The organism is Micromonospora sp. DT62, assembly GCF_049847285.1.
In the GTDB taxonomy this organism is placed as follows: domain Bacteria; phylum Actinomycetota; class Actinomycetes; order Mycobacteriales; family Micromonosporaceae; genus Micromonospora; species Micromonospora reichwaldensis.
The window spans coordinates 331,008-349,294 of the sequence record NZ_JBNCOB010000005.1 but is presented as its reverse complement, the minus strand read 5'-3'; the positions used below and the strand labels follow the sequence as shown (position 1 = coordinate 349,294).

General features: G+C 72.8%; 17 protein-coding genes and 2 pseudogenes. 8 read left to right on the top strand and 11 right to left on the bottom strand.

Annotation, left to right across the window (positions count from 1 at the left end):
• The first annotated feature begins 21 nt into the window (after positions 1 to 21).
• On the top strand, positions 22 to 1,473 hold the full coding sequence (gene mptB, locus ACPXCB_RS10920; RefSeq protein WP_425874467.1) for a polyprenol phosphomannose-dependent alpha 1,6 mannosyltransferase MptB: 1,452 nt from the start codon (positions 22 to 24) through the stop codon (positions 1,471 to 1,473).
• A gap of 124 nt (positions 1,474 to 1,597) precedes the next feature.
• On the top strand, positions 1,598 to 2,200 hold the full coding sequence (locus ACPXCB_RS10915) for a phosphotransferase (protein ID WP_425874465.1): 603 nt from the start codon (positions 1,598 to 1,600) through the stop codon (positions 2,198 to 2,200).
• A 123-nt stretch (positions 2,201 to 2,323) separates the two neighbouring features.
• On the opposite strand, the gene ACPXCB_RS10910 is transcribed toward ACPXCB_RS10915, so the two are convergent.
• The 3 genes from ACPXCB_RS10910 to glnA all read right to left on the bottom strand — a co-directional run bounded on the left by ACPXCB_RS10910 (position 2,324) and on the right by glnA (position 5,458).
• Positions 2,324 to 3,334, bottom strand: coding sequence for a hypothetical protein (locus ACPXCB_RS10910; RefSeq protein ID WP_425874464.1), 1,011 nt, complete (start codon positions 3,332 to 3,334; stop codon positions 2,324 to 2,326).
• Entirely contained in the window at positions 3,331 to 3,690 is a 360-nt protein-coding gene (locus tag ACPXCB_RS10905) for a PadR family transcriptional regulator (RefSeq protein WP_132237346.1), read from the bottom strand. The genes ACPXCB_RS10910 and ACPXCB_RS10905 overlap by 4 nt, the downstream gene beginning before the upstream one ends.
• A gap of 343 nt (positions 3,691 to 4,033) precedes the next feature.
• Entirely contained in the window at positions 4,034 to 5,458 is a 1,425-nt protein-coding gene (gene glnA, locus ACPXCB_RS10900) for a type I glutamate--ammonia ligase (RefSeq protein ID WP_132236059.1), read from the bottom strand.
• A 263-nt stretch (positions 5,459 to 5,721) separates the two neighbouring features.
• Here glnA and ACPXCB_RS10895 point away from each other — a divergent pair, with 263 nt between their 5' ends.
• On the top strand, positions 5,722 to 6,123 hold the full coding sequence (locus ACPXCB_RS10895; protein ID WP_425874462.1) for an RDD family protein: 402 nt from the start codon (positions 5,722 to 5,724) through the stop codon (positions 6,121 to 6,123).
• 60 nt (positions 6,124 to 6,183) lie between these two features.
• Here ACPXCB_RS10895 and ACPXCB_RS10890 read toward each other — a convergent pair whose 3' ends face one another.
• The 3 genes and pseudogenes from ACPXCB_RS10890 to lipA form a co-directional block, all read right to left on the bottom strand.
• On the bottom strand, positions 6,184 to 6,873 hold the full coding sequence (locus ACPXCB_RS10890) for a DUF4191 domain-containing protein (protein ID WP_132236063.1): 690 nt from the start codon (positions 6,871 to 6,873) through the stop codon (positions 6,184 to 6,186).
• Positions 6,874 to 7,079: 206 nt separating this feature from the next.
• Positions 7,080 to 7,268: pseudogene (locus ACPXCB_RS10885) on the bottom strand (hypothetical protein); the annotation flags it as partial.
• A gap of 81 nt (positions 7,269 to 7,349) precedes the next feature.
• Positions 7,350 to 8,399, bottom strand: a complete 1,050-nt coding sequence (gene lipA, locus ACPXCB_RS10880) for a lipoyl synthase (protein WP_192581533.1) — start codon at positions 8,397 to 8,399, stop codon at positions 7,350 to 7,352.
• 440 nt (positions 8,400 to 8,839) lie between these two features.
• Here lipA and aspS point away from each other — a divergent pair, with 440 nt between their 5' ends.
• A complete protein-coding gene (gene aspS, locus ACPXCB_RS10875) occupies positions 8,840 to 10,126 on the top strand; it encodes an aspartate--tRNA(Asn) ligase (protein ID WP_425874460.1) in 1,287 nt (428 codons plus the stop codon).
• Positions 10,127 to 10,278: 152 nt separating this feature from the next.
• Here the strand turns inward: aspS and ACPXCB_RS10870 are convergent, their stop codons facing one another.
• From ACPXCB_RS10870 to ACPXCB_RS10860, 3 genes are all read right to left on the bottom strand, one after another.
• The gene (locus ACPXCB_RS10870; protein ID WP_425874458.1) at positions 10,279 to 10,671 is read right to left on the bottom strand and encodes a VOC family protein; all 393 of its coding nucleotides are present in this window, start codon (positions 10,669 to 10,671) and stop codon (positions 10,279 to 10,281) included.
• A 3-nt stretch (positions 10,672 to 10,674) separates the two neighbouring features.
• Complete coding sequence (gene lipB / locus ACPXCB_RS10865) at positions 10,675 to 11,316, bottom strand: lipoyl(octanoyl) transferase LipB (RefSeq protein WP_425874457.1); 642 nt, start codon at positions 11,314 to 11,316, stop codon at positions 10,675 to 10,677.
• A gap of 103 nt (positions 11,317 to 11,419) precedes the next feature.
• On the bottom strand, positions 11,420 to 13,240 hold the full coding sequence (locus tag ACPXCB_RS10860; RefSeq protein WP_425874455.1) for a DUF2079 domain-containing protein: 1,821 nt from the start codon (positions 13,238 to 13,240) through the stop codon (positions 11,420 to 11,422).
• Between the two features lie 161 nt (positions 13,241 to 13,401).
• Here ACPXCB_RS10860 and ACPXCB_RS10855 point away from each other — a divergent pair, with 161 nt between their 5' ends.
• Positions 13,402 to 14,637, top strand: a complete 1,236-nt coding sequence (locus tag ACPXCB_RS10855) for an extracellular catalytic domain type 1 short-chain-length polyhydroxyalkanoate depolymerase (RefSeq protein WP_425874453.1) — start codon at positions 13,402 to 13,404, stop codon at positions 14,635 to 14,637.
• Positions 14,638 to 14,748: 111 nt separating this feature from the next.
• Here the strand turns inward: ACPXCB_RS10855 and ACPXCB_RS10850 are convergent, their stop codons facing one another.
• Positions 14,749 to 15,651 (bottom strand): TIGR01777 family oxidoreductase, encoded by a 903-nt coding sequence (locus ACPXCB_RS10850; protein WP_425874452.1) that lies wholly within the window; start codon positions 15,649 to 15,651, stop codon positions 14,749 to 14,751.
• A 104-nt stretch (positions 15,652 to 15,755) separates the two neighbouring features.
• Positions 15,756 to 16,271 carry a M23 family metallopeptidase gene (locus tag ACPXCB_RS10845; RefSeq protein ID WP_425874450.1) on the bottom strand — a complete coding sequence of 172 codons (516 nt, stop codon included), beginning with the start codon at positions 16,269 to 16,271 and terminating at the stop codon, positions 15,756 to 15,758.
• Positions 16,272 to 16,737: 466 nt separating this feature from the next.
• Between ACPXCB_RS10845 and ACPXCB_RS10840 the strand changes: the two genes are divergently transcribed.
• From ACPXCB_RS10840 to ACPXCB_RS10830, 3 genes and pseudogenes are all read left to right on the top strand, one after another.
• Positions 16,738 to 17,046 carry a helix-turn-helix domain-containing protein gene (locus tag ACPXCB_RS10840; RefSeq protein ID WP_425874448.1) on the top strand — a complete coding sequence of 103 codons (309 nt, stop codon included), beginning with the start codon at positions 16,738 to 16,740 and terminating at the stop codon, positions 17,044 to 17,046.
• 119 nt (positions 17,047 to 17,165) lie between these two features.
• A pseudogene (locus ACPXCB_RS10835) lies at positions 17,166 to 17,693 on the top strand (DUF6244 family protein).
• A gap of 176 nt (positions 17,694 to 17,869) precedes the next feature.
• Positions 17,870 to 18,280 (top strand): hypothetical protein, encoded by a 411-nt coding sequence (locus tag ACPXCB_RS10830; protein WP_425874446.1) that lies wholly within the window; start codon positions 17,870 to 17,872, stop codon positions 18,278 to 18,280.
• Positions 18,281 to 18,287 lie beyond the last annotated feature (7 nt).

Sequence of the window (18,287 nt, the reverse complement as noted above, 5' to 3'; positions counted from 1 at the left end):
CCGTTGCCGTCGTCCGACCCCTTGCCGTTTCCCGGTGCCGCCCGGCTTGCGCGTTACGCCGGGCTGGTCGGGGCGGTGCTGTTGGCCGTCGCCGGCTGGCTCGGCGGCGCGCTGCCCCGGGCCACCCCTGCTCCGGGCCTCGGCGACGAGCCGTGGACCGTCGCGCTGTGGCTGGTCGGCACCGGGATGATGGTCGGCGCCTGGTGGGCGCTGCGCCGGGGCGCGCCGTCGACGCGGTGGGCGTACCGGACCGCCGGGCTGTGGGCGCTGCCGCTGCTGGCCGCGCCGCCGCTGGGCAGCCGGGACGTCTACTCGTACGCCTGCCAGGGCTGGGCGTACGCGCACGGCGTCGACCCGTACGCCGTCGGCGTGGCCGGGGCCGGCTGTCCCTGGGTGGACGCGGTCGCCCCGATCTGGCGGGACACGCCGGCGCCGTACGGGCCGTTCTTCGTGCTGCTCGCCGCGCTCGCGGTCGCCCTCGGCGGCGGCCTGGTGGGCGCGATCGTGGCGTTCCGGCTGCTCGCGGTCGCGGGGGTGCTGCTGACCGCCGGATGCCTGGTCGGGCTGGCCCGGGCCGCCGGCGTGCCCACCCGCCGGGCGGCCTGGCTGGCGCTGGCCAGCCCGCTGGTCGGGGTGCACCTGATCGCCGGCGCGCACAACGACGCGGTGATGCTCGGCCTGCTGACGCTGGGCCTGCTCGTGCTGGTCCGCCGTCCCGGCAGGCCGGGGCCGCTGCTGCTGGCCGGGGCGCTGCTCGGGCTGGCGGTGACCGTGAAGGCGACCGCCGTGGTGGTGCTCCCGTTCGCGGCGCTGGCCGCCGTGCACAACCGTCACACCGTACGGGCGCTGCTGCGCGACGGCGGCTGGCTGGCCGGCGGGGCGCTCGGCGCGGTGGCCGTCACCTCGCTGCTCACCGGGCTCGGCCTCGGCTGGGTGGGCGGGCTGACCCACAGCGGCGACTCGGAGCAGTGGACGTCCCCACCCACGGCGGTCGGTTTCGTCGTCGACTACGCGGGCGGCCTCGCCGGCCGGGAGCCGGGCGCCGTGCCGGTCATCCGCGCGGCGGCCCTGCTGCTGCTCGCCGTGCTGGTGGCGGCGCTGTGGTGGCGGGCGTGGTCAGGGCTGCGCCGGGCGGACGACGTGGGGCAGCGGGTGGCCCGCCCGGACGCCGCCCGCCCCCGGGCCGCGTTGCTCGGGGCCGGGCTGGCGCTGGCCGCCACGGTCGCGCTGGCCCCGGTCGTCCACCCCTGGTACGCCACCTGGCCGCTGGCGCTGCTCGCCGTCGCCGCGGCGCGTACGACCTGGTTCGTGGCGCCCTGCGCGGCGGCGGCCTTCCTCGCCCTGCCCGACGGCACCAACCTGGCCCGGTTCAGTAAGGCCCCGGGCGCGCTGGCGATGACGGCGCTGGCGGCCGGGCTGGCGGTGTGGGGCCTGCTCCGGCTGCGCCGGACCGGTGCCGCGCGCCCGGACTGAGGGGCCACGCCGCGCGCTCCGGCCGGCGGGGTTCGCGCCGTGTCCTCGGGGCGTCGCGCCCGTGCCGCGCGCCCCGGCTGAGGTCCGTGACGCGCGCTGCGGCTAGCAGGTCCATGATCGTGGGATGAGCGCAGCCGAGGAACCGTTGCCGAGCAACGCCACCGCCGGCGTGGTGCGTGTCGGCGACACCGTGCGCCGTCCGGTCGGCCCCTGGACCGACGCGGTGGACGCCCTGCTGGAACATCTGCACACGGTGGGATTCTCCGGCGCGCCCCGACCCCTGGGCCGGGACGCCCAGGGCCGGCAGGTGCTGGAGTACGTCCCCGGCGAGGTCGGGGCGGCGTCGGGCACGTACCCGGTGGCGGACCTGTTCGCGATCGGCCGGATGTTGGCCGAGCTGCACGCCGCGCTGGCCGGCTTCACCCCGCCGACCGGCGCGGCGTGGCAGCGGCTCATCCCGCCCGGCCGGGAGGAACTCGTCTGCCACAACGACGTGGCCCCCTGGAACCTGATCAGGGCGGACCGGGGCTGGGTGCTGATCGACTGGGACGCCGCCGCGCCGGGCTCCCGGCTGTGGGACGTCGCATACGCCGCGCAGAGCATGGCCGGCCTGCGCCCGGACCGGCCGGTGGCCGAGTCGGCGGCCCGGCTGCGCGCCTTCGCCGACGGCTACCGCCTCGACGAGGCGTCCCGCCCCTCACTGCCGAGGCCGGGCGTCGCCACTTGACGCCGAGGCGAGGCCCCGCCACTCACGGCCGTAGCTGCGGCGAGTGGAACGCTGTGGCTGTCAAAACCCTCGGGTGACAGCCGTGGTGTTCCACTCGCCGCCCAGGTGCCGCTGCCTCTGGGTCTACGGGACCCGCTCGGTGGTACGCCCGCAGGTTGGGCAGCGGTCGCCGGTGCCGACCGGCCCGGGTCCGCGTAGGCGCTTGCGCAGTGCGATCGCCAACGGCAGCAGCGCGGGACCGGCCAGGCCGACCACGACGGCCGTCGCGGCGAGGGCGTCCCAGCCGGGGTTGGGTGCGCCGCGCATGTTGCCGTCGAGCGCGCCGGCCAGCGGCTGAAGGAAGAGCAAGCCGACCGGGGGCAGCAGCACCAGCAGCGCCCAGCCGCCCCGGTGGTCGGCCCGCAGGGCCAGCCCCGCGCCGAGCAGCAGCACCACTACGAGCAGCGTCACGGCGACGCCGGGCAGGATCCCGCTCGCTGTCCAGCCGTGGTAGCTGACGTAGGAGTCGTAGCGGGGCAGCAGGTTGACACTCGTGAGGCCGGCGGCGGCCACCGCGAGCAGGGGCGCCGCCCGGATCGGCGCCGGCAGCCGCTCCGGCAGGGCCAGCGCCACCAGCCCCAGCCCGACCTGTGGCAGCAGCACGAACAGCGGTGGTCGGGGCAGGCCGGCGAGGGCCGCAACCGGTACGACCGCGACCGTGAGCAGCAGGGCCAGGGCCACCGCGCGGCGGGTCCATCGACCCGGTGCCGCCGCGTGCACGGCCGCGGCGAGCAGCCAGGCCGCCCACACCCCGATCCCGAGCGAGACGAACGGCCCGGCGTGCGGCACGCCCCACTGCGCCATCGGCGGGTGCAGCTCCAGCCCCGTCCAGGCCCCCGCCAGCGCCGTCGCGGTGAGGAAGGCGAGGACGGCGGCGAGGCGTACGCCCGGGATCAGGCCGGCGGCCCCGGCGGCCCGCAGCCGCTGGCGCAGGCCGCCGCGCACGAGGTCCGCGGCGTCCGCGGGCGAGGGCCAGCGTCGCCCCGGCCCCGCCAGGTCGAGGTACGTGCCGACGATCTCCGCGCCGCGCGCCCGCCGGTACTCGGCCGGGTAGGCGCGCAGCAGGCGGTGGTAGCGCCGCTCCAGGCCGCTCATGCCAGCCCTCCGGCGGTACGCGGGGCGAGCGGTCGGGCCGCGCGGGCGCGCAGGCGGGCGGTGGCGGCCTCGACGTTGCGGCGCAGGCGCTCGGTCTCGGCGCTCAGCGTGGCGTCGCCGGCGGGGGAGAGGCGGTAGTAGCGGCGCAGTCGGCCGTCCACCACCTCCTCGCGGTCGACCTCGACCAGGCCGGCGTCGGTCAGCCGGTCGAGCGCGCCGTAGAGGGTGCCGGGCCGCAGCGACACGCGCCCGTCGGAGAGGGCGGCGACCTCGCCGATCAGGCCGTAGCCGTGCATCGGCTCGCCGGCCAGCGCGGTGAGGATCAGGAAGGTGGGTTCGCGCAGCGGTGTGTCCACGCCAGCAATATAACGGGCGCGAAGATATGCAGTGGCCCGTTACGTGCCGAACCTGCTCGGGTCGCGCCGATCGCGCGTCGAGTGGAACACCACGGGTGTCAAATCCCTCCGGTGACACCCGTGGTGTTCCACCGGCCGCGATCGCGGAGTTGGTCGGGCGGAGGCCTTGTCGGGCCGGGGCCGGGCGGCCGGGGGAGGTCGGGGCGGAGAGTTGGTCGGGCCGGGGCGGTCGGGCCGGTGGGGATGGGCCGGGCGGGAAGGCGCGTGGCGTGGCAGGGGTGCGCAGTGACGCAGGAAGGCCCCGGGGACCCGGGGCCTTCCTGGGGTGTACCCGCTGAACGCGTCAGCAGTCGAAGTACATGGCGAACTCGTGCGGGGTCGGGCGCAGGCGCACCGGGTCGACCTCGTTGGTGCGCTTCCACTCGATCCAGGTCGAGATCAGGTCGGGGGTGAACACCCCGCCGTCGAGCAGGTAGTCGTGGTCGGCTTCGAGGGAGTCGAGCACCGCCGACAGCGAGCCCGGCACCTGCTTGACGTCGCCCCACTCCTCCGGCGGCAGGTCGTAGAGGTCCTTGTCGATCGGCGCCGGCGGCTCGATCTTGCTCTTGATGCCGTCGAGGCCGGCCATCATCATCGCCGAGAAGGCCAGGTAGACGTTGGCCGACGGGTCCGGCACGCGGAACTCGACGCGCTTGGCCTTCGGGTTGCTGCCGGTCACCGGGATGCGGGTGCAGGCGGAGCGGTTGCGCTGCGAGTAGACCAGGTTGACCGGCGCCTCGAAGCCCGGCACCAGCCGGCGGTACGAGTTGACCGTCGGGTTGGTGAAGGCCAGCAGCGACGGGGCGTGGTGCAGCAGGCCGCCGATGTACCAGCGGGCCATGTCGGACAGGCCGGCGTAGCCGGTCTCGTCGTAGAACAGCGGCTCGCCGTTGAGCCACAGGCTCTGGTGGGTGTGCATGCCGGAGCCGTTGTCGCCGAAGAGCGGCTTCGGCATGAACGTCGCGGTCTTGCCGTTGGCCCAGGTCTCGTTCTTCACGATGTACTTGAAGAGCTGGAGCTGGTCGGCCGCGTGCAGCAGCGTCGAGAACCGGTAGTTGATCTCGGACTGGCCGGCGGTGCCCACCTCGTGGTGCGAGCGCTCCACGGTGAACCCGCTGTCGACCAGCCGGCGCACGATGCTGTCGCGCAGGTCGGCGAGGTGGTCGACCGGCGGCACCGGGAAGTAGCCGCCCTTGTACGCGGTCTTGTAGCCGCGGTTGCCGCCCGGCTCCTCGCGGCCGGTGTTCCAGGCGCCCTCGATCGAGTCGATGTAGTAGAACGACTGGTGCGCCGAGGTCTCGTGGCGGATGGAGTCGAAGATGTAGAACTCCGCCTCCGCGCCGAAGTACGCGGTGTCGGCGATGCCGCTGGCGGCCAGGTAGGCCTCGGCCTTCTTCGCCACGTTGCGCGGGTCCCGGCTGTAGGCCTCGCGGGTGAACGGGTCGTGGATGAAGAAGTTGAGCGCGAGGGTCTTCTGCGCCCGGAAGGGGTCGATGAAGGCGGTGGCGACGTCCGGGAGCAGGAGCATGTCCGACTCGTGGATCGCCTGGAAACCGCGGATCGACGACCCGTCGAAGGCCAGGCCCTCGGTGAAGAAGGCATCGTCGACGGACTCGACCGGCAGGTTGAAGTGCTGCATCACGCCGGGCAGGTCACAGAACCGTACGTCGACGAACCTCACGTCCTCGTTCTTGAGGTATCGCAGGAGTTCCTCGGGATTGGCGAACACACGTCCTCCTGGCACGTCCACGGGTGGCTAGGCTCTTGGCGACGCTATGGCCGCGCGGTTGCCCGGCCATGTCTTGAGTGTTTCTGCCGTGTTACGTCCCTCGCGGAGCGTCATCCGCGCCGCTCGGGCGGGGCCGAACCGTGCGAGGGACACCACCGGCTGTGCCATTCTATTGACACTTGCTCGCTTTCGCCCCTTTTTGCTGCCCGGGTGCGGGCGACCGTCCCCGATCCGTCCACACCCCCTGGATACCCTTGACCGTTGTGACCAAGCCGCATGATCGCCCCGTACCGCCCGCGTCGGATCCCGCCTTCACGCCGCCCAGCCTGGGGCGCCGGTTCGGCGCGCTGGTGATCGACTGGGTGCTCTGCCTGCTCGTCGCCGGGGGCTTCGCCGACCCGGTCCGTGACGGGTGGGCGCCCGTGCTGGTGCTGATCGTCGAGTACGGCTTCTTCCTCGGGCTCTTCGCACAGACGCCGGGCATGTTCATCACGAAGATCCGCTGCGTCGCCTGGACCGACGGCGGTCGCATCGGGGTGGTCCGGGCACTGCTGCGCGGCCTGCTGCTCGCCCTGGTCGTCCCGGCCCTGCTGATGGATGGCCACCGTCGCGGCCTGCACGACCGCCTGGCGGGCTCCGTCGTCACCGACGCCCCCCGCCCCTGAGACGAGCGAAGAGCCGGGCCCCACGAGCAGGCCCGGCTCTTTCGCGTACGCGTCGGAAGGTCAGCGACCGCGCGTCTGGCGGAACGCGCCCCGCGCGGGCCGCATGTTCTTCGGGATCGCGCCCTTGGGCATCTGCGGGCGGGCGGTGAGCGCCTTGAGCCGCTTGTCCAGCGAGTTGACGTCCTTGCCGCTGAGGTTGCGCGGCAGCCGCATCAGCGTCATGCGCAGCTTGCGGATCGGCAGCTCGCCCTCCTCCTGCCCGATCACGTAGTCGAAGAGCGGGGCGGAGCCGATCACCTTCGCCAGCCGCCGCTTCTCCTGGCCGAGCAGCCCGCGTACCCGCTGCGGGTTGCCCTCCGCCAGCAGGATCACCCCGGGCCGGCCGATGACCAGGTGGACCATGTCCATCTGCGTGGTGGAGCTGACCGCCGGGGTGACCCGCCAGTCGCCCCGCATGCTCTCCATGATCTGGGCTGCCGCGCCGGGCTGCCCCTCGGCGGCGTTCATCATCGCCCGGTTGGACCGCAGGTTGAGCACGATCAGCAGGCAGAGCAGGGCGAACAGGATGCCCAGCGGCAGCCAGATCCAGCCCCAGAGCAGGACCGCGACCACGGTGAGCGCGAGCGGGATCAGCACCGCGCCGGCGGCCAACGGCGCGAACCACCGGTCCTGCTTGGCGGTGAACTTGAACACCATCCCGATCTGCTTCAGCCGCTGGCCGAACGAGACCTTCTCCTGGGGCTTTGCCATGCCGCAGAGTCTAGTGGTCGCCGCACGTCGCGTTGCTCGCGGCCGGGCTGAGCACCGTACGCCGCCGCCCCGCCCGTCGACACGATGGATCTTGGACAGTTGCCGTCAGCCCTGAACGGTAACTGTCCAAGATTTCGACGGGTGGGCGCAGCGGCGGGCCGAGCAGCAGCCCTTCGTGCAGGCGGTCCGCCCAGCCGGCGGGCTGCCCAGCGCGGCAGTCGGCGTCCCGGCCGGCCGGCCGCCAGGTCGTACGCCACCCCGGCCAGCGCCACCCCGGCCGCGTTCATCTCCGGGTAGCCGCCCCCGGCGATGAACTGGTTCTTCACCACCCCGTCCGCGCCGAGCGCCAGCAGCGCCACGACGAGCAGGGCGAACCAGTGGTCCCCGGTCAGCCGCGTACGCCGGCCGTCATGAGCCGATCGTGGCAGTTTGCCGCCGGCCCGTGGTCGACCGGTGCCGGCGCGTCGCCGGGGTGGTCAGCCGGCGGTGACCGGAAGGCCCTCGCGGGCCTCGAGCGCCTGCCGGTAGAGCCGCCCGGCCCGGTACGACGAGCGCACCAGCGGCCCGCTCATCACGCCCGCGAAGCCGATCTCCTCGGCCTCCTCGCGCAGCTCGACGAACTCCTCCGGCTTGACCCATCGGGTGACGGGGTGGTGCCGGGGGGTGGGGCGCAGGTACTGCGTGATGGTGATCAGCTCGCAGCCGGCCTCGTGCAGGTCGCGCAGCGCCTGGGAGACCTCGGCGCGCTCCTCGCCCATGCCCAGGATCAGGTTGGACTTGGTGACCAGCCCGTCGGCGCGGGCCTGCCGGATCACGTCCAGCGACCGCTCGTAGCGGAAGGCCGGCCGGATCCGCTTGAAGATCCGCGGCACGGTCTCCACGTTGTGGGCGAGCACCTCCGGCCGGGCGCCGAAGACCTCGGCGAGCTGCTCGGGGACCGCGTTGAAGTCGGGGATCAGCAGCTCGACGCCGCAGCCCGGCTGAAGGGCGTGGATCTGCCGGACGGTCTCGGCGTAGAGCCAGGCGCCGCCGTCGGGCAGGTCGTCGCGGGCCACGCCGGTGATGGTCGCGTAGCGCAGGCCCATCGAGACCACCGACTCGGCGACGCGGCGCGGCTCGTCGGCGTCGAACTCGGCCGGCTTGCCGGTGTCGATCTGGCAGAAGTCGCAGCGCCGGGTGCACTGGTCGCCACCGATGAGGAAGGTGGCCTCCCGGTCCTCCCAGCACTCGTAGATGTTGGGGCAGCCGGCCTCCTGGCAGACGGTGTGCAGCCCCTCGCGCGAGACGAGCCCGCGCAGCTGGGTGTACTCCGGTCCCATCTTGGCCTTGACCTTGATCCACGGCGGTTTGCGCTCGATCGGCGTCTCGGCGTTGCGCGCCTCGATCCGCAGGAGGCGCCGCCCCTCGGGGGCGGGCGTCGTCGTGCGCGCTGCCTGGCCGGTCGTCGGCGCGGAGTGCTCGATCGTCACAAAACCGAGCCTACGCCCGACGGCCGCCGTCGATGTAGTTCGGGCGACCGGCGTCACCCCGGGAGTCTTGTGACGCCGGACACCGGGGCCGGGAAAAACCAGTCACAGGGGTGCCGGCGGGGGTGCTAGCGTGCCCGCCAGAGCTGTGACGGAGCCGAGTAGCGCCCCGACCCGCCAGTTGAAGAGAGCCGCCGGTTGCTGCGAGGCGGTCTGGCACCGGGCGCGCGAAGACCCTCCCGAGCTGCGGGAAGAACGGCATGCAAGGAAGGGCACCTTCTCAACGCCTCCGGTGGAGCAAGGGTCCCTTCCGCACGCACAGCCCAGTAGAGCCCGCCCGGCTGGCCCCGGTGAAAAGGCGACGAACGAGGCCCCCGTTCGCGGGGGCGAAGGTGTGGTGGCACCGCGAGGTTTCCCGCTCGCCCACACCTGACGGGGTTGGGGCGACGCTCGCCACCGGAGCTGGCAGGCGTCGCGATCGACCGAGAGGCAGCCCTGCCATGCAACGTGTCCTGTCCCGCCAACTCTCCGCCCATGTCGGCGTACCCGTCCGGATCGCCGGCTGGGTGCACCGCCGCCGGCTGCTCAAGTCGGTGGCCTTCCTGATCGTCCGGGACGCCGCCGGCCTGACCCAGGTGGTGGTCACCGACCCGGCCGTGCGCGCCGAGGTGGAGGCACTCACCGAGGAGACGGTCGTCGAGGTCACCGGCACGGTGGTCGCGAACCCGACCGCGCCCGCCGGGGTCGAGCTGACCGCGCCGACGGTACGACCACTCGGCCCGCCCGCCGTGCCGCCGCCGTTCGACCTGTACCGGCCGGCGCTCACCGCGAGCCTGCCCACCCAGCTCGACCACGCGCCCGTCGCGCTGCGCCACCCGACCCGGGCGGCGGCGCTGCGCGTCTCGGCGGCGGCGGTGGCCGGGTTCCGGGCCACGCTCGACGCCCGCGACTTCGTGGAGATCCACACGCCGAAGGTGGTCGGCTCGTCCACCGAGAGCGGGGCGAACGTCTTCGCGCTGGACTGGTTCGGCCGGCCCGCGTACCTGGCGCAGTCGCCGCAGTTCTACAAGCAGCTCATGGTCGGCGTCTTCGAGCGCGTCTACGAGGTGGGGCCGGTGTTCCGGGCCGAGCCACATGACACCGTCCGGCACCTGGCGCAGTACACCTCGCTCGACGTCGAGCTGGGCTTCGTCGCCGACCACCGGGACGTCATGGCCGTGCTGCGGCACACCGTGGCCGGGATGCTCGACGAGGTACGCGAGCGGGCCGGGGCCGCGTTCGCCACCCTCGGGTTGTCGGCCCCGGACGTGCCGGCGGAGATCCCCGCCGTGCACTTCACCGAGGCGCTCAGGATCGCCGGCGCGCCGGCCGACGAGCCGGACCTCGCCCCGGCGCACGAGCGGGCGCTGGGCGAGTGGGCGCGGCGGGAGCACGGCTCGGAGTTCCTCTTCGTCACCGGGTACCCGATGGCGAAGCGGCCCTTCTACACCCACCCGGACCCGGCGCGGCCCGCGTACTCCAACGGGTTCGACCTGCTCTTCCGGGGCCTGGAACTGGTGACGGGCGGGCAGCGGCTGCACCGGCACGCCGACTACCTGGCGGCGCTCGCCGCCCGGGGCGAGCCGGTCGAGCCGTACGCCGGCTACGTCGACGCGTTCCGGCACGGGATGCCGCCGCACGGCGGCTTCGCCATCGGCCTGGAACGCTTCGTGGCCCGCCTCACGGGCGCAACCAACATCCGGGAGGTCACCGCCTTCCCCCGCGACCTCCACCGCCTGACCCCATAGCAACCCCCCACCTGCCCCCTTTCCCCGCCCTGGCCCACGTTGATCATGAAGTTGTTGTCGTCGGCATCGGCGTGTCGTGACAACAACTTCATGATCAACGGGACGGGCGGGACGGGCGGGGCGGGGCGGGGCGGGGCGGGGCGGGGGAGGGGTCAGGCGGGGCCGAGGAGATCCCAGGGGTTGCCGGCTATGTCGCGGAAGACCGCGACCCGGCCGTACGGTTCGGTGCGCGGGGGCTTCACGAACTCGACGCCCGCCTCGACCATCCGCCGGTGGACGACGTCGAAGTCGTCGACCTGGAGGAAGAAGCCGACCCGGCCGGCGACCTGGTCGCCGACCGATCGAGCCTGCCGGTCGCCGTCGGCGCGGGCCAGCAGCAGCCCGGTCTGCGCGCCCGGCGGGCGGACGACGACCCAGCGCTTCGGCCGGCCGTCGTTGGTGAGCGACGGGGAGTCCTCCACCAGCTCGAAGCCGAGCACCCCGGTGAAGAACTCGATGGCCGGGTCGTACTCGGCCACGACGATCGTGACCAGGTCGATCCGCACCGGTCAGGCCGTGACGAGGGTGAGCAGATGGCGCTCCACGACCGGCAGCACGTCGGCCACGGTCACCGGGCGGCCCAGCTCGGCGGTGAGCGAGGTGACTCCGGCGTCGCGGATGCCGCAGGGCACGATCCGGTCGAAGTGGCCGAGGTCGCAGTCGCAGTTGATGGAGAAGCCGTGCAGGGTCACCCCGCGGGCGACCCGGATGCCGATGGCCGCCACCTTGCGCGCCGGGCCCCGGTCGTCCTCCGGCACCCAGACCCCGCTGCGCCCCTCGACCCGGCCGGCGGTCAGCCCGAACTCGGCGCAGACGTCGATCAGCAGCTGCTCGGTGCGGCGGACGTAGGCGACCACGTCGACCGGGTCGGGCAGCCGCACGATGGGGTAGCCGACCAGCTGCCCCGGGCCGTGCCAGGTGATCTTGCCGCCCCGGTCCACGTCGACGACCGGGGTGCCGTCCATGGGGCGGTCCCACGGCTCCGTGCGCTTGCCGGCGGTGTAGACGCTCGGGTGCTCCAGCAGCAGCACCGTGTCGCCGCGCTCGCCGACCACCACCGACTCGTGCAGCCGGCGCTGCTCGTCCCAGGCGGCCTGGTAGTCGAGGACACCGGCGCGGACGGCCGTGAGGCCGGGGGTCGTCGTGGTCACGCAGCCAAGCCTAGACCCGTACCGGCCGGTCACCAGCGGTGACGCGGCTCACGGCGGGACCCGGCGGCGGGGCCGGCTGCCCGCGTTCGGCCGGGGTGACGGCTCAGCCCCGCGGGACCCGCCACAGCCACACGTCGTCGACCCGCTCCGGCGGCCCGAGCAGCGAGGTCACCGTACGCCGGATCGCCTCCTCGTCGACCGGCCACTTAGCCCCGTGCACCTGGTCGGGCAGCACGATCGTCTCGACCCGCCAGTGCCGCAGGTCGGCGCGGACCTCCTGGATGCTGCCCTCGGTGACGATCGGCACCAGCCCGGTCCGGCCGGCCTGGTCCACCAGCGCGCCGAACGGGCGCGGTGGCGGGCCGATCCGTCCCCGCCCGTCCGGGCCGCCGGGGCCGAGGAAGAAGCCGGAGGGGATGGCGAACTCGCCCTGCCGGTGTGCCAGCGCGTACGCCTGCCAGCGCTGGCCGTCGGGGTAGACGTCGAGGGTCAGCGGCACCGGGGTCAGCACCCCGCCGGGGGAGACGTACTCCCGCCACGTCCCGGCGGTGATGAAGCGCGGGATCGGCTCGCGTTCGATGGTCAGCAGCGGCGTCGGCACCAGCGGCAGCAGCGCCAGCGCGAACCCCGCCCACCAGGCCAGCCGCGTGCGGCGGCGCCGGGGCGGATCGGCGCGGAGCTGGTCGACGGCGTACGCGAGCAGCACCCCGATCACCGGCGCCACGACCAGCGCCAGCCGGGCGGGCAGGGCGGCGTTCACCACCGGCAGGTGCCCGAGCAGGTCGAACGGCATCGGCAGGTCCGTGCGACGCCCGTCGATCTTGGCCTCGGGGCCGAAGGAGAGCACGGTGAACACGACGGCGGTCACGCCCAGCGCCCAGAGCGTCGCCCGGCGGGCCGCGTCGGCCCGGCGCCACAGCGCCACGAAGCAGGCGACGGTGAGCAGCAGCAGCCCGATGCCGAAGAACGAGTTCTCCTCGGTCGGGTTCGGCGCCAGCCGGGTGCCCAGTCCCACCTCCCCGGCCAGCGAGCGGCGCGGGTACGCCCCGTACGCGACGACGTCCTCGGAGTGGATGACCGCGTCGAAGCCGGTGCCGTGGAAGCGCTGCGGGCCGGCGAAGTGCAGCCACAGCGGGTATGCCAGCAGCACGCCCGCGACGACGGCGGTCACGCCGAGGCCGCGCAGGAAGGTCGGCAGCGCCGCGCGGGCCTCGGCGCGGCGGGCAGGGTGCAGTGCCCAGACGGCGACGAAGACGCCGAGCGCCAGCGCGGTGAAGAAGAGCCCCTCGGCGGCGATGGAGAAGGCGACGGCGACGAGCACGCCGAGGATCGCGCCGTCGCGCAGCGGGTGCCGGGAGCCGCGCAGCGCGAAGGTCCGCCAGATCAGCAGCGGCACCAGCCAGCCCGCCGTCCAGTTCAGGTGGGCGTTGGCGTGCGAGACCATGCCGGGGGAGAAGCCGATGAACAGCCCGCCGACGGCGGCGGCGAGCGGGCTGCGGACCAGGTGCCGGGAGAGCAGCCAGTACCAGGCGAACGCGGTGGCGGCCAGGTTGAGGGTGAGGATCACCAGGAACGTGGCCGGCGGCCCGATCAGGTACGTCAGCGGCGCGAAGACCACCGCGTACACGGTGATCGAGGTGTTGACCGCGAGGTTCACCCCGTCGGGGACGTTGACCAGGTAGGTGAAGAGCGGGTTGTCGCCGTGGGTCACCGCGTGGCCGCCGAAGGCCAGCAGCCACTCGAAGAGCGCCTGGTCGCTGGAGTTGACCGTGATGGCGCGGGCGTTCGGGTCCTGCCACAGCCCGCTGGTCACCCAGACGGCGAGCGCCAGCGCGACCAGCGCCACGATCAGGTCGGCCCGCCGGTGGCGGACGACGCGGGGCGGCGAGGCCGGCGAAGGCGCCAGGGACGGGGAGGTCGGCACGCAGCGGACGTTACCAACCGCACCGGGGCACGCCGGTCAGGACGCACATCCTCCGGGCGCGGAATGTGTGAGCGTGCCCCATGTCACAGCATTGACGCATCGACGTAACGTCGCGGCAATTCGCGGGTGACCCAGTTCACACCCCGTCCCCAGGAGGCCCCGTGCGCCGCTCCCCGTCCCTGCTCTCCCGGCTGACCGGCGCGGTCGCCGGGATGGTCCTCGCCGCCGCCGCGGTGGCGACCGTCGCCGCCCCCGCCCAGGCCGCCACCCTCACCCAGGTCACCAACTTCGGCTCCAACCCGGGCAACCTCGCCATGTACGCGTACCGGCCGGACAACCTGCCGGCGGGAGCCCCGGCCGTCGTGCTGCTGCACGGCTGCACCCAGAACGCGGCCGGCTACTTCGCCAACTCCGGCTGGCAGAAGTTCGCCGACCAGTGGAAGTTCACCCTGATCGTGCCGCAGCAGTCCAGCGCCAACCAGCCGCTGAGCTGCTTCAACTGGTTCGTCGAGCAGGACATCACCCGAGGCTCCGGCGAGGCGCTGTCGATCAGGCAGATGGTCGACCACGCCAGGAACAACTACGGCACCGACGCCCGCCGGGTGTTCGTCAGCGGCCTCTCCGCCGGCGGGGGAATGAGCGCGGTCATGCTGGCCACCTACCCGGACGTCTTCGCCGCCGGCTCGGTCGTCGCCGGCCTGCCGTACCGCTGCTCGCCGCCCGCCTCCACCAGCACCTGCCAGTACAGCGGGGTGAACAAGACCCCGCAGGAGTGGGGCAACGTGGTCCGGGCCGCGTACCCCGGGCACACCGGCCCGCGCCCCCGGGTCGCCATCTGGCACGGCACGTCGGACTCCACCGTCGTACCGGCCAACGCCACCGAGCTGCGCGACCAGTGGACCAACGTCCGGGGTGTCTCGCAGACCCCCACCAGCACCGCGTCGCTGCCCGCCAACACCAGCCTGGAGGTGTACGGCAACAACGACGTCCGCGTCTACCGGGTCTCCGGCATGGGGCACGGCACCCCGGTCGACCCGGGCCCGGGTGCCGAGCAGTGCGGCACCGCCGCCGCGTACATGCTCGACACCATCTGCTCGGCGTACCACGACGCGGTCTTCTTCGGCCTGAACGGCGGGACGGACCCCACCCCGACGCCGACGGCGAGCCCCACCGCGTCCCCGACCGTGAGCCCCACGGCCTCCCCGACCGCCACCCCGACCACGGCGCCGACCTGCGTCACGGCCAGCAACTACGCGCACGTCGCCGCCGGCCGTGCCTACCAGTCCGGCGGCTACGCCTACGCCAACGGCTCGAACCAGCGGATGGGCCTCTACAACACCTTCCACACCAGCACCCTCAAGCAGACCGGCCCCAACCACTGGGTGATCGGCTGCTGATCCCGCCCCCTCTCGATCCGCCCACCCCGACGCGTTGATCATGAAGTTGTTGTCGTCCCGCCCGGCGTGTCATGACAACAACTTCATGATCAACCGGGATCGAGGGTCGCGTCAGGGGGTGGTGAGGGCGGCGTGCAGGGCGGCGGCCAGGGTGGGGTGGCGGTAGGTGAAGCCGGCTCCGGTGAGCACGCCGGGGAGGACGCGGGTGCTGGTCAGCGCCTCGTGCGCGAAGCCGCCCAGCACCACCTTCAACGCCAGCGCCGGGATCGGGACGATCGCCGGCCGGCGCAGCTGCCGGGCCAGCTCCCGGGTGAACTCGGCGTTGGTCACCGGGGCCGGCCCGACCAGGTTGACCGGTCCCACCAGGTCGTCGCGGTCCAGCACCAACCGCGCGGCGTCCAGCCAGTCCGCCATGGAGATCCACGGCAGCCACTGCCGGCCGCTGCCGAGCCGCCCGGCGATGCCCAGCCGGAACGGCAGCAGCTGCGGCTTGAGCAGCCCGCCGTCGCGGTGCAGCGGCAGGCCGATGCGCAGCCGCACGACGCGTACGCCCGCGTCCTCGGCCGGTCGGGTCGCGGCCTCCCAGACCCGGCAGACGTCGGCCAGGAAGCCCTCGCCCGCCGGGGCGTCCTCCTCGACCGCCCGGTCGCCGGTGTTGCCGTACCAGCCGACTGCCGAGGAGTTGAGCAGTGCCCTCGGCCGGTCGGCCTCGGGCAGGCCGGCGATGGTGATCGCCAGGGTGGTGGTGGTGTCGACCCGGCTGGACCGGATCAGCTGCCGGTACCCGTCGTTCCACCGCTTGTCGCTCACGCCCGCGCCGGCCAGGTTGACGACCGCGTCCGCCTCCGCCACCACCGCCGGGTCGAGCTGCGCAGCGGACGGGTTCCACTGCCGCTCGTCGGCGGTGCGCGGCGGCCGGCGGACCAGCCGGGTGACCTGGTGACCGTCCGCCGTGAACCGGTCGACCAGCCGGGTGCCGAGGAAGCCGGACGCGCCGGCCATGAGGATCCGCATGTTCCCATCTTCGGGTACGGACGGCGGATCGGATGCGCTGTGGCGGGCGCGCACCGTACCGGGCGCGACGCCGCCGACCGGCCGGCCGGCGGCGTCGCGCCGGATCAGCAGCCGGCGGTACGCGTGTAGTTCTGCGTCCCGAAGTAGAGCGCCAGGTTGCCGCTGAAGCGCACCTTGATGTCGCTGCCGTTCAGGCGCTGCTCGTAGTGCAGGTGGGAGCCGGAGGAGCCGCCGCTGTTGCCCACGTACCCGATGGTGGTGCTGTAGCCGACGGACTGGCCGACCGAGACGTTGAATCCGCTGAGGTGGGCGTAGTAGGTGGTGTACCCGTTGCCGTGGTTGATCCGCACGTACCGGCCGTAGCTGGTGTCGCCGAGGTTGGCGACGACGTCCACCGTGCCCGGGGCGCTGGCCTTGACCGGATCCCCGTGGTCGTCGGTCCGGTTGAAGTCGATCGCGTACTGCGGGCTGTGGGCGGTGCGGGTCTGGCCGGACCACGTCTGGTTGCACGGGAACGGGGTGCGGAACGACGGCGCGGCGGCGGCGGGCGACGCCGGCACCAGGAACGCGGCGGTCGCCAGCAGGGCGGCGCTCAGGGAACTCGTCAGACGGGTACGCATCCGAACCTCCACGGTCATAACCTTCGATCTATCTGCCGGATGATGTCAGAAAGTTTCGATGACCGGAAGCGTCCCCACCCTGGCGCACCAGCGCGCTGCGAGGGTGTCGTTCCGCCTCGATTGCCGTCGATGCGATGGCTCCCGGCGGCTATGCCACCTCGTGGGCCGGCGCGGCGGTGGCGCGTACGGACCTGAGGATCGAGACGATGCGGTCCACGTCGTCGGAGGCGAAGATCGACTCCGGTCCGGTCCAGGCCGACCAGCGACCAAATGAACGGCCCGAGCCCGTCCGTCGCCTGCCGGGCCTGGTCGACGTCCTCGGCGGCACCGGCGCCGCTACGCTTCCGGCCCGAACGCCGAGATGGCCGTGGATCCGACTGATCGCCTGCGGGGCCTTGTGGGTCGCTTATAACGCAGGAGTTGTAAGCGACCTAAAGTGGGGGGCGGGCGGATGGGAGGTCAGCTGATGGCACGTAGTTGGCGGGACGTTCGCTCCCGCGCCACGAATCTGGACGAGAGCAAGATCGAGCAACACAAGGAGCGGATGCGCAGCGAGGTGCGGGCCACCCGGCTGCGGGAGATGCGGGAGAGTCGCCGCCTCACCCAGCAACAGGTGGCCGACCGCATGCACGTCTCACAGCCGCGGGTCGCCGCGATTGAGAGCGGCGAGCTGCCGAAGGCAGAGGTCGGCACCATCGTGCGGTGCGTCGAAGCGCTCGGCGGCAAGGTGGAAATCGTCGCGGACTTCGGGGACGAACGGCTCGCGCTGAGCTGAAAGCGGCAGAACGACAACGAAAGGGGCGCCCGGCCGGTGCCCCTTTCGTCATGCGGCGGGCAGGGTGAATGCCCAAGTTGCAGACTCCGGAATCCGTTCTCGGTCGGGAGGGCTGGTACGTGTCGAGCATCGAAGAGATCACCGGTGAACTGCACGCCCTGGAAGCGGGTGTCGAACGGGCCCAGCGCCTCGCGGCTGCGGTTGACAGCCAGGCCCAGGAGATCGCCGTGCGGGCTGCCGGAACGGGGTTCGCCGGGGTCGCTGCCGGAATAGCCCGGGTACGCGCCGCCGTCTCCACCATCCAGGCCGGGCTGAGTAGTGCTGCTACTGCGGTCGGGGAGGCGAACAGGGCTGCCGCGTCCGTGCCACGGCAGGCAACCCCGCAGGAGACCATCGCCGGATTGGCGCCGGTCCAGCAGGGTGTCGCCAGGGCGCGCGAGACCACCACCACGGTAATAACGCAGCTCGACAACGCCCGATAAATCGTCAGCGTGGTCCTGCATGGCGGACAACCCGGTCCGCTCCTGGGGGCCCTCGATGCCGTCAAGCAGGTGTCGGTGCTCCTCGTGCAGCGCAGTGGCAGCGCGCAGCAGGCCGTCGAAGCGGCGACCAACCAGGCTCGGCAGCTGGGGTCGTCGGGAAATTGATCGGGGCTGTCCGTCGCCCAGCGGCCAGCCCCGCGCCGACCACCAGTAACGAGCCGCCGCCTGTCGAATCTGATGAGGTGCGGGACAACCACGACGACTTCCCGCCGTGGATCAGGGAACCCACGGGAGTCAGGAACGGCAGACCCACCGGACCGCGTACCAGGATCGGCCCCAGAGTGGACGCCAGCACCCGACGAGCGTTGGAGTTGGAGAACGAGTGTGCCGACACCGTGGCAGGCAGGGGTTACCGGATACACCAGAATCCGACCCGGCAGGAAGTTGGTGACGCCCGCCTTCGCACCGGCGACAGCGGCAACGCTGACAAGGATCCGGACTACCTCGTCGAAGGTCATGTTTTCGACTGCTACTCACCGACAGCTCGTACGTCGGTGCGCAATGTTTGGAGCCAGGTCCGGGAAAAGGTGGATGACGAACAGACTCAGCGCGTGGTGGTGCACCTCAAGGACTGGAAGGGTGACATGACGGCTCTGCGGCGCCAGTTCGACGACTGGCCCATCGACGGGCTGAAGGAGCTGGTCGTGGTGAAACCCGACGGTACGATCCAACAGATCATCCGGCACGACTGACAGGGGC